The following is a 10980-nucleotide window of genomic DNA, read 5'->3' on the forward strand; positions in this document are numbered from 1 at the left end:
GTAATGCAAAAAGCAAGTGCCTGCTTCAGTAATGTACTGAAGCGTAGCACTTGCTTTTTTCGTGTAATTATAAAATATCTTTATAATATTTACTTGCCGGCAATTTTTCCGTAGCATTCCGGTCTGCGGTCGCGGAACAGTCCCCAGCTCAGTCTGTCCTCAGCCAAGGCTGCCAGATCATACTCCGCATAAAGAATTTCTTCCTGATCACGCGATGCATCCTGCACAAGCGCACCGGTACCGTCGGTCATGAAGGAAGATCCGTAGAACAGCAAGGAGGACTGTTGGCCTGCATTGCCTTCGCAGGGCTCCACAGTTTCCAGACCAATGCGGTTTGCTGCTACCACAGGCATCAGGTTAGCTGCGCTATGGCCTTGCATAACACGGCGCCAATGCGGCATGCTGTCGCAGTCTAAGATAGGCTCGGAGCCAATCGCCGTAGGATAGAACAAAAGCTCTGCTCCGTTCAGCGCCAGGCAGCGTGCTGTCTCAGGAAACCACTGATCCCAGCAGATACCGATACCAACACGGCCATACTTGGTATTGAATACCGTAAAGCCGCTGTTACCGGGTTTAAAGTAAAATTTTTCCTGATAAAAATGGTCGTCAGGAATATGGGTTTTGCGATAAACACCTAAAATCTCACCGTCAGCATCAATGCAAGCGATGGAATTATATAATTCGTTGACATCACGCTCAAAAAAGCTGATAGGCAGAACGATATTCAGCTCCTTCGCCAAACGCTTGCCCATCTGCACCGCAGGATTTTCTTCCGTAGGCAGTGCATACTGATAGAAATCATAGCGACGCTGCTGACAGAAATACGGACGCTCCCACAGCTCCGGCAGCAGAATAATCTGCGCGCCGTTCGCTGCAGCTTCGCGCACCAGTGCCTCAGCGTGCTGCAAATTTTCTTCTACGGTCGGCGCACAGCGCATCTGCACTGCTGCCACCTTTACCTTGCTCATAAGCACACTCCCTTCGGAATTTGCTGTGTAATGCAGTGAATATTACCGCCGCCGGTCAAAATTGCCCGCGCCGGTATCTGTACTACCTTACGCTCAGGACAGAGCTTGGCAAGAATTTCTGCAGCCTGCGCATCGCTTGCCGCATTCTCACCGCCAAAGGCAGGCACTACAACACTGTCATTACTGAAATAAAAGTTTACATACGAAGCCGCCAGACGTTCACCGGCCTCGCGCATATCCTCGCCTTCAACAAAGTCGAAGCCTGCTACCTCGTCCTCTGTGATGCACACCGGCACCGCAGGCACAGGCAGCTTATGCACGATGATTTTGCGTCCTTTAGCATCCGTCAGCTGCTCCAAAGCATCCAGGCTGGCCTTGCTCAAAGCATACTGCGGATCAGCTTCGTTATCTGTCCACGCCAGCACCACCTCACCCGGACGGATAAAGGCACAGACATTATCTACATGCTCGTTTGTTTCATCGTTATAAATACCGCGCGGAATCCACAGAACCTTTTCCACGCCCAGGTAAGTCTTAAGCTTTTGCTCAATCTGCTCTTGGGAAAGGTCGGGATTACGTCCTGCACTAAGCAGGCAGGCCTCTGTTACCAGTGCCGTTCCTTCACCGTCGCAGTGAATAGAACCGCCCTCCAGCACAAAAGGAGCAGCATCGTACAGCGCAGCACCACAATGCTCCGCAAACTTTTCCGCAAAAGCATCGTCCTGCTCATAATCGGGATACAGGCCGTCTACCTCGCCGCCCCAGGCGTTAAAGCGCCAGTTCACACCGCGCAGCTCACGTCCCTGCGCGCCGTCGCGCACAACAAACGTCGGACCGATATCACGCGCCCAGCTGTCGTCTGTTTCCATAGCGACCAGCTCAACGTTATCAACATCTGCAAGATATTCCTGTGCCACGGCAAAGTGCTTAGCACCGCAGATAACATAAACCTTTTCGCTCGCCGCAATCGCCTTAATCACAGCCGTAAACGCTTCGCAGGCCGCAACTGCGCCAAAGCTCCAGGAGCCCGGACGCTGCGGCCACACGATAATGCAGCCGTCATGCGGTTCGTATTCGCCGGGCATATGAAAGCCGTCGGCAGCGGGAGTAAAGTTTTTCTCTAACATCATGACAAACGTCCTTTAAAATCTTCATAACCGAAACGGCGTACCAACTCCGTAGTACCGTCCTTGTGCAGCAGCACAATATCAGGCAGCGGAATGCCGTTAAAGGTATTATTTTTAACCATGGAATAAATTGCCATATCCTCAAAAATCAGCTTATCGCCAACCTTGATTTCCTTATCAAAGCTGTAATCGCCAATCACGTCACCTGCCAGACAGGTCATTGAAGACAAACGGTATTTATATTGCTTTTCGTCAGCCTCATAGCCACCGCGCAGAGGCGGACGGTAAGGCATTTCCAGCACGTCCGGCATATGGCAGGCAGCCGAAGCATCAAGGATAAGAATATCCAGACCGTTATGCACAATATCCAGCACCTCGGTCACAAGATAGCCGGCATTGAGCGCCACAGCCTCACCAGGCTCCAGATAAACTTCAACGTGATAGGTAGCGCGAATATATTTAACCAAATCAATCAGCGCTTCCACATCATAATCACTGCGCGTAATATGATGACCACCGCCCAGATTCAGCCATTTAAGCTGTGCAAAATACTTGCTGAATTTCGTTTCGAAAGCCTTCCAGGTAGTCAGCAGATCATCAGAATTCTGCTCACACAGCGTATGGAAATGCAAGCCTTCGATTTCCGGCGGCAAAGCCTCCGGGAAGTTCGCCAGCGTTACGCCCAAGCGTGAGCCATAAGCACAGGGATCATAAATTGCATGCTCACCCTCCTGCGTCGAGCATTCAGGGTTTACGCGGATACCCACGCTCACACCGGCCTGAGAGCAGACAGCCTTATGCTTTTCAAACTGCGCAAAGCTGTTGAAAATAATATGGTCGCAGATTTGCACCAGCTCCTGCATATCCTGCTCCTTAAAAGCAGGCGCAAAAACATGGTTCTCCTTGCCCATCTCCTCATGACCGAGACGCGCTTCATAAATACCGCTCGCCGTCGTGCCTGCCAGATATTCGCCCATCAGCGGATACAGGCGGAACATCGAAAAGCATTTCTGCGCCAGCAGAATATGCGCACCGCTTGCGCACTGCACATGCTGCAAAAGGCGCAGATTATTCAGCAGCTTTGCTTCATCAACCACGTAGCAGGGAGTCGGCAGCGCCTTCAGCGCCGCCTCCTCACGCTCTGCGCGCAAATTCTTCTGCAAATCAGCCAAACGGGAAGCCCCCTCAGCCTTGTCGACAACATATGCCGGCATTACAGTTTCCTTAGCGTCCGTCATCTTATTCTACCGTAGCCGGGTTTTCGTCAACAACCCAAGGCAGGCCGAACTTATTCAGCATATCCATGTACGGATCCGGATCGAACTCTTCCACATTGAATACGCCCTTGCCCTGCCATTGTTTGGTAATAACCAGAGCAGTACCGATCATTGCGGGAACGCCGGTGGTATAGCTGATAGCCTGAGAACCGACCTCCTTGTAGCATTCCTGATGGTCGCAGACATTATAAATATAGATGGTCTTTTTCTTGCCATCTTTGGTACCGGTGAAGATACAACCGATGTTGGTCTTGCCTACGGTGCGAGGACCGAGGGAAGCAGGATCCGGCAACAGCGCTTTAAGGAACTGAACAGGAACAATCTCCTTGCCTTCATAGTTAATCGGCTTAGTGGACAGCATGCCAACGTTCTCCAGGCACTTCATGTGTGTCAGATAGCTTTGGCCGAAGGTCATGAAGAAGCGGATGCGTTTTACGCCGGGGATATTCTTAGCCAGAGATTCAATTTCCTCATGGTGCAGCAGATACATATCCTTCATGCCAACCTTAGGGAAATCATACTCGCGCTTGATAGCCATCGCCGGAATTTCTACCCAATGACCGTTTTCCCAATAGGAGCCGGGAGCAGAAACCTCACGCAGGTTAATTTCCGGGTTGAAGTTGGTAGCGAACGGATAACCGTGGTCGCCGCCGTTGCAGTCCAGAATATCGATAGTTTCGATTTCATCAAAATAATGCTTCAGTGCATAAGCAGAGAAAACACTGGTAACACCGGGGTCAAAGCCGGTGCCGAGCAGAGCCATAATGCCGGCCTGCTCAAATTTTTCTTTATAAGCCCATTGCCAGGAATAATCGAAGTAAGCAGAGAAGCCTTCTTCCTTGCAGCGCTTGTCATAAACTGCACGCCATGCGGGATCATCAATGTTTTCCGGCTCATAGTTAGCGGTATCAATGTAATCAACCTTGCACTCCAGGCAGGCGTCCATAATAGTCAGGTCCTGATAAGGCAGAGCAACATTCAGCACTGCGTCCGGCTGGTAAGCCTTAATCAGCTGTACAAGCTGCTCCTTGCTGTCAGCGTCAACCTGTGCTGTAGTAATCACAGTAGAGGTCGTAGGCTGCAGCTTTTCCTTAACTGCGTCACATTTGGACTTCGTACGGCTGGCAATACACAGCTCGGTGAAAACATCACTGTTTTGGCAGCATTTTGCGATAGCTACGCCAGCAACACCGCCGCAGCCGATTACTAATAATTTACTCATAATTCAAATCATCTCCTGTTCATAAATTAAATAAATTATCTCTCTTCTTCCTCAAGCATATCTTCAACATACTTCGGCAGCATAAACGCTCCCTTATGCAGATGCTCGGAATAATACCATGTTTTAATACCACGCTCCAGCCATTTCTTGGCATCAAAATCCTTCAGCGGATGATACTTCTTGGAAGCAAAGCCAAACAGCCAGTAGCCGGAAGGACAGGTCGGAATATGCGCCTGATATACACGGCTGATGGGGAAGCTGTGACTAGCCTTACGGTGCATGGCGCGGCAGGTTTCCTCGTCCTCATCGTAGAAGGGACTGCCATGCTGGTAAACCATGATGCCATCCTCCTTGAGCGCACGGAAGCAGTTACCGTAGAATTCCTTGGTAAACAGGCCCGCTGCATGACCTAAGGGATCGATAGCATCGCTGATAATCAAATCGTATTCATCAACCTTAGTACGCAAAAAGCGCAGACCGTTAGCGTTGAAAACAGTTACGCGCGGGTCATCAAGACCGCAGGCGTTATCAGGGAAATAGTCGCGGCAGACATCAATAAAAACATGGTCTGTTTCTACTACGTCGATTTCCTCTATTTCAGCATAATGCGTCAGCTCGCGCGCAACACCGCCGTCGCCGCCGCCGATTACCAGTACCTTACGCACATGCGGATGCACTGCCATAGGCACATGGACAATCATTTCGTCATAAACAAATTCGTCCTTTTCCGAAAAGACTATGGTACCGTCACAGCTGATAAAGCGGCCGAATTCCTTGGATTCAAAAACGTCTATCCTTTGGAAATCCGTATCCGCACCGAAAAGCTGCTTTTCGATTTTGATATCCAGCTTCACATCTTCTGTATGATAGTCAGAAAACCATAGCTCCATTTAATCACGTCCTTTAAACTAGTACATTGATATTATTAACGTCCGGATCTTCTGGTCCCTGCATAGAGCAACCCTTTTCCTTAGCGTAAATAATATAATCTATAATATCCTTGGTAATAACCTCACCCGGTGCCAGGATAGGAATTCCCGGCGGGTAGCACATTACAAACTCACTGCAGATGCGACCTGCGGTTTCGCGTATAGGCAAAGATTCATCCTTGGCATAAAATGCCTTCTGCGGCGAAACAACAACCTTAGGCGCGATATATTCGGTATTGAGCATTTGCGACGGATCCTTGGAATACAGGCGTTTGATATCCGCCAAAGCACCCACAAGACGTTCAATATCCTGAATACGGTCACCGATAGAAATGTATGCAAGAATGTTGGCAATATCACCAAACTCAATCTGGATATCATATTCGTCGCGCAGCAGGTCATAAACTTCGATACCTGCAAGACCGATATCACGCGTATAAACCGAAAGCTTAGTAACGTCAAAATCATAAATGCTGCTGCCGTTTTTCAGCTCGCGGCCGTAAGCGTAAAAGCCACCGATAGAATTTATTTCCTCACGGGCATATTCCGCCATCTCCTGCACCTTGCCGAAGGATGCCTCGCCGCGCATATACAGGTTACGGCGGGAAATATCCAGGCTGGAAAGCAGCAGATACGAAGCACTGGTAGTCTGCGTCAAATTAATAATCTGGCTTACGTATTCCCAGTTAACATTCGGGCCCGTCAGCAAAAGGCTGCTCTGCGTCAGACTGCCACCTGATTTATGCATGGAAACAGATGCCATGTCAGCACCGGCCGCCATCGCATTAACAGGCATATTTTTTCCGAAATAAAAATGCGTACCATGCGCCTCGTCAACTAAGCAGAGCATGTTATGCTCATGTGCCAGCTTGACGATAGAACGCAAATCCGAACAGATACCATAATATGTAGGATTGTTGACCAGCACCGCCGTAGCATCAGGATTAGCCTTAATCGCTTTTTCTACCTCACCGATCTCCATACCCAGAGAAATTCCCAGCTTACTGTCAACCTGCGGATTGATGTAAACAGGAATCGCGCCATTAAGCACCAGCGCGTTAATCACACTTTTGTGTACATTGCGCGGCAGGATAATTTTATCGCCTGCCTTACAGGAGGACAACACCATGCTTTGCACGGACGAGGTCGTACCTCCCACCATAAAGAATGCGTGTGCCGCACCGAAGGCCTCTGCTGCCAGCTCCTCTGCATCGCGGATTACCGAAACAGGATGGCAGAGATTATCAAGAGGCTTCATGGAATTGACATCCAGGTTTACACATTTTTCCCCCAGCAGCTCACGGAGCTCCGGGTTGCCACGACCGCGCTTATGACCTGGTACATCAAAGGGGACAACGCGTTTTTTACGAAAACGCTCCAGTGCCTCGTACACCGGAGCAGAAGTTTGTGATAAAATTCCCATGTTCTTCTCCAAAGCATAAAAAAATAAAAGGACAGATGATATTTTCTTCTGTCCCTTTATCGTAACATTTTTAACCTGTTTCAGCAAGAGTTTTAAGAGCAACTAAGCAAAATCTTAGCCAATTTAGTTTATCTCATCGTTGGCGAATTTTACAAAATCATTAATTCCCAGTCCTGGAGCCACCATCGGAAGCACCATATTTTTAGGATTAACGCAAACCTCTATAAGGTAAGGTTTCCTGCGTTCCCACGCCTTGGCCACTGCCTGGGCCAAAGCATCCGGCGTATCCGCATGCTCACCTTCAATTCCGAAGGCAGCAGCATATTTTACAAAGTCAACATAGCCAGGAAGCTCGCAGGCCGTAAAGCGTTTGGCAAACTGCACCGTCTGCAGCTGACGGATCATCCCCAGCCCGCTGTTGTTGAAAACTATAGCGATAACAGGCACATTATTGCTTGCAATAGTAAAGAGCTCACTACCGGTCATCTTAAAGCCGCCGTCACCGCTTATGCTGATGACACGACTCTGCGGACGCGCCAGCTGTGCGCCTAACGCCGCAGGCAGGCCGAATCCCATCGTTCCCAAGCCGCCGCTTGTAAGCCACTGGCGGGCAAACTGTATCTTCAAATGCTGCGCTGCCCACATCTGATGCTGGCCTACGTCCGTAGTAATAATATAATCCTTGTCCTTGAGCACCGGATTCAATGCTTTAAAAAACTTGGGCGCCTCCTCGTCCCCAAAATCATCATCCATACCCGGCCAGGAATTTATCTTGTCCCACCATGCGCCCAAATCGTGCGGCTGCGCTGCCTTTTCCAACGCATTCAGCGTTGCCACCATATCGCCGGTGATGCCTATGCCCGAGTCAATATTTTTATCTACCTCGGCAGGATCGATATCCAAATGGATAATAAGCTTGTTGGCACTGTATCTGCTGCGTTCGCCTGTAACGCGGTCATTAAAGCGGCTGCCGACAGCCAAAATCAGGTCGGCCTCCTTCACGGCATTATTGGCACGTTCATGTCCATGCAGGCCTGTCATTCCCAAGAACAGCTGTCGGTAGGCACTAATCGCCCCCAGTCCCATCAACGTGCTGACAACCGGAATATGCAGTTTTTCACACAAATGCATAGCATCATATTCAGCATTGGCATTGATAACACCACCGCCGACCAGCATTACCGGACGCTTTGACTTATTGATAGCTGCTGCAGCCGCTGCCACACGCTCAGCATCAGGCTCCAACGGCTGTAGCTCCGCCAGACGGACTTCCTCAAAATCTATCAGCGCCGTCTGCACATCACGCGGCACATCCACCAACACCGGGCCCGGACGTCCCTCGCGCGCCAGTTGGAAGGCAAGGCGCAATGTCTGCGCTAGGTTTTCCGGCTTTTTAACTAAAAAATTGTGCTTGGTAATAGGCATTGTAATACCGGTAATATCTACCTCCTGAAACGCGTCATGACCAATGAGCTCTCTGTTTACCTGCCCTGTAATAGCCACCACAGGTACGGAATCCAAAAATGCTGTTGCCAGGCCTGTGACCAGATTGGTTGCACCGGGACCTGATGTAGCTATACACACGCCAACCTTACCTGAAGCACGCGCAAAGCCGTCTGCCGCATGCGCAGCACCCTGCTCATGCGCCGTTAATATATGTTGTATCGGACTTTGCCGTAATGCATCATAAAAAGGGAGAATCGCACCCCCGGGATATCCGAAAACAGTTGTTACTCCTTCTTCTGCCAGTATTCTGCACATAATCTCTGCGCCGCTTAACTGCATACGCTCACTTCCTTCCGCAAATCTATCTCTTATATTGCCGCATGACCATCATCCATCTGCGGCCATTCAAAACGTGATTTTTCCACAGCCAACGACGTATCGCCGCGCTCTAAAGCAACAAGACCGGTCTGCACCATTTCGGTTACGCCGTATGGGCGCATGACATCAACAAAAGCCCGCAGCTTGCCTTCATCACCTGTAGCAACAAATATCAGTGACTCACCGGTTACATCCACAGCATGCGCACGGAACACTTCCGCCAGCTGCAGCAGCTCCGGACGCTTATTTCCGGCCTTTACCTTAACCAGAATCATGCTGCGGGTAGCACTGGATTTAGGAGGCAGTACCTTGACACGCTCTACCTCAACCAGCTTCGCCAGCTGTTTGGTAACCTGGATAATGGTCGGCTCGTCAGCCTCCATCGTCACTGTCATACGTGAGAACTCCGGGTTTTGCGTCGTGCCTACAGCCAAGCTGTCAATATTGAAGCCACGGCGTGAAAACATACCTGCTACACGCATCAGTACGCCAGGCTGATTACGTACAACAATCGATAAAATCTGCTCCATATCTTTCCCTCCTGCAATAACATATCCACAGCTCTGATGCTCTTGCAACTCTGTCCTGCTTGCCGGCATCATCTAATCAGTGTTTTTTTATTATTTCAGCAAGCAGTTTTTTTGTCAATAAAAAGTGTAATATTTACAAATTATTTTCCGATTACACTTCTTTAATGTAAACACTATTACAGATTTCAGTGTACAAAAAAGCCCACGCAGCTGTTGCAGCGTGAGCAGTAAAGCAATCAATGATATTCTTTTGTTTTGGTAGATTGTATAATGAAGTTGCACACCTAAGAAAATAAAAAATCCATAGCAGTTTCTCCTGTATTAGCATTAAGTTACCACATATAAACCTAAAAGGAGAATCTCTATGGATCAGCTTAATTCTCCCACACATCATAAAAAGGTTAAACTCCTCCCTACTCTTCATTTTTTATTCTCAGTATATCGGCATCTCGGGTAATTTGAGCACCCATAAAATTCGTGTCCGGCCAGAGCACCTCTTTTAGCCACACGCAATACTAGCTTGCTGCCACACCTAGGACACACTTTATTCTGTTGCAGCCTCCGCAAATTCATTCTCTCTTGCAGATTTTTTATATGTTCCTGCTTTTGCTCTTCTGTCAACTGTGTATATGGATATAGCAAATCGTAGTACTTATTAATTTTTTCTTGATTAAATATAGTTTTGTTCGTATATTGCTGTATATTAGCAGCTAATTGAAATTGTTGAGTCAATATAACATCATCACTAAAAATAGTTACATCTTTAAATTCGCATCTATCCGAAAACACTATTACTGAATAAATTTTTCCATCAAACAATCCTAATTTTTTTCGCAAGTATTTTATGTGTGTTCTATTCTGCCAAACAGGATTATAAAAACGCTCTTTTTGTGCAGAATAACCTTCGCCTAATAAAGATTGTGTCCACCGTGCATTCCGTTCATTCCCGAAAATCCAACCACCATAATTTTTGCTTTCAAATACATATATTCCACTACGATGTATCATTATTGCATCAATCTCAGTCGTTTCTTTGTTTTCCATCGGCAGATAGCAATTAAACAAAAAACTCGCTCCATCCATCTCATAATGAAATAATGATTTATAAATCTTATATTCGCCATTCTTACCTTTATCAAATTCTACATCCCAAAATGAATTTTTTGTTATTTTTCGATACTGAGATTTATTGTAATTGTCTACTTCTCTGGCACTATGTATACAATAAAGAATTATACACGCTAAAAAAATAAGGAAAACTATCGACATGCTTAACCAATCCTCAATATAAAAATTTAATCACAATATTAGTTTATCACTATCATTTCTACTCGGTCAATTCATTATTTATTTTCAAGATAGCATTGTTCAAGAATCATTAGAATAAACCTAAAGGCAAACTATAATCAAAAAGCTCACGCGACTATTCCACGTGAGCTTAATTTATAAAGTTGGTGCGAGTGACAGGAATCGAACCTGCACGCCGAAAGGCGCTAGATCCTAAGTCTAGTGCGTCTGCCAGTTCCGCCACACTCGCATATAAAATATTATATCATAACAAGAACATCTATGGCAACTGTCTATGTAATCAAAAAGCCGTTCTGGTTCTATGTCAAGTTTTGGGGTCTTCAATAATTTAACACCCTAAAATCTGTAAAATTACTCTTTACAACTTAAATA

At 47.4% G+C, this 10980-nt stretch carries 9 protein-coding genes and 1 tRNA gene; all 10 read right to left on the reverse strand.

The window, feature by feature from the left end:
- Positions 1-89 precede the first annotated feature (89 nt).
- Positions 90-968: an N-carbamoylputrescine amidase gene (aguB, locus tag Q0G26_RS05665; RefSeq protein ID WP_293389777.1), complete on the reverse strand. Its 879-nt coding sequence runs from the start codon at positions 966-968 to the stop codon at positions 90-92.
- Positions 965-2095 carry an agmatine deiminase gene (gene aguA / locus Q0G26_RS05670; RefSeq protein ID WP_366517746.1) on the reverse strand — a complete coding sequence of 377 codons (1131 nt, stop codon included), beginning with the start codon at positions 2093-2095 and terminating at the stop codon, positions 965-967. The genes aguB and aguA overlap by 4 nt, the downstream gene beginning before the upstream one ends.
- Positions 2095-3333 (reverse strand): carboxynorspermidine decarboxylase, encoded by a 1239-nt coding sequence (gene nspC / locus Q0G26_RS05675; protein WP_293829120.1) that lies wholly within the window; start codon positions 3331-3333, stop codon positions 2095-2097. Before nspC ends, aguA begins: the two co-directional genes overlap by 1 nt.
- 1 nt (position 3334) lies before the next feature.
- On the reverse strand, positions 3335-4594 hold the full coding sequence (locus Q0G26_RS05680) for a saccharopine dehydrogenase family protein (RefSeq protein WP_293829121.1): 1260 nt from the start codon (positions 4592-4594) through the stop codon (positions 3335-3337).
- A gap of 35 nt (positions 4595-4629) precedes the next feature.
- The gene (gene speE / locus Q0G26_RS05685) at positions 4630-5484 is read right to left on the reverse strand and encodes a polyamine aminopropyltransferase (RefSeq protein ID WP_293829122.1); all 855 of its coding nucleotides are present in this window, start codon (positions 5482-5484) and stop codon (positions 4630-4632) included.
- 13 nt (positions 5485-5497) lie between these two features.
- Positions 5498-6946: an aminotransferase class V-fold PLP-dependent enzyme gene (locus Q0G26_RS05690; RefSeq protein WP_293829123.1), complete on the reverse strand. Its 1449-nt coding sequence runs from the start codon at positions 6944-6946 to the stop codon at positions 5498-5500.
- Between the two features lie 123 nt (positions 6947-7069).
- A complete protein-coding gene (gene ilvB, locus Q0G26_RS05695; protein ID WP_293829124.1) occupies positions 7070-8731 on the reverse strand; it encodes a biosynthetic-type acetolactate synthase large subunit in 1662 nt (553 codons plus the stop codon).
- 29 nt (positions 8732-8760) lie between these two features.
- Positions 8761-9300, reverse strand: coding sequence for an acetolactate synthase small subunit (gene ilvN, locus Q0G26_RS05700; RefSeq protein WP_009144905.1), 540 nt, complete (start codon positions 9298-9300; stop codon positions 8761-8763).
- A gap of 420 nt (positions 9301-9720) precedes the next feature.
- Positions 9721-10569, reverse strand: coding sequence for an NERD domain-containing protein (locus Q0G26_RS05705; RefSeq protein WP_293829125.1), 849 nt, complete (start codon positions 10567-10569; stop codon positions 9721-9723).
- Between the two features lie 183 nt (positions 10570-10752).
- A tRNA-Leu gene (locus Q0G26_RS05710) sits at positions 10753-10837 on the reverse strand.
- Positions 10838-10980 lie beyond the last annotated feature (143 nt).

Source organism: uncultured Phascolarctobacterium sp., assembly GCF_934190775.1.
In the GTDB taxonomy this organism is placed as follows: Bacteria; Bacillota; Negativicutes; order Acidaminococcales; family Acidaminococcaceae; genus Phascolarctobacterium_A.

Coding starts and splice junctions, on each gene's coding strand:
- aguA (WP_366517746.1), bottom strand. CDS start 2,095: ATGTTAGAGAAAAACTTTACTCCCGCTGCCGACGGCTTTCATATGCCC.
- aguB (WP_293389777.1), bottom strand. CDS start 968: ATGAGCAAGGTAAAGGTGGCAGCAGTGCAGATGCGCTGTGCGCCGACC.
- Q0G26_RS05680 (WP_293829121.1), bottom strand. CDS start 4,594: ATGAGTAAATTATTAGTAATCGGCTGCGGCGGTGTTGCTGGCGTAGCT.
- Q0G26_RS05690 (WP_293829123.1), bottom strand. CDS start 6,946: ATGGGAATTTTATCACAAACTTCTGCTCCGGTGTACGAGGCACTGGAG.
- speE (WP_293829122.1), bottom strand. CDS start 5,484: ATGGAGCTATGGTTTTCTGACTATCATACAGAAGATGTGAAGCTGGAT.
- ilvB (WP_293829124.1), bottom strand. CDS start 8,731: ATGCAGTTAAGCGGCGCAGAGATTATGTGCAGAATACTGGCAGAAGAA.
- Q0G26_RS05705 (WP_293829125.1), bottom strand. CDS start 10,569: ATGTCGATAGTTTTCCTTATTTTTTTAGCGTGTATAATTCTTTATTGT.
- ilvN (WP_009144905.1), bottom strand. CDS start 9,300: ATGGAGCAGATTTTATCGATTGTTGTACGTAATCAGCCTGGCGTACTG.
- nspC (WP_293829120.1), bottom strand. CDS start 3,333: ATGACGGACGCTAAGGAAACTGTAATGCCGGCATATGTTGTCGACAAG.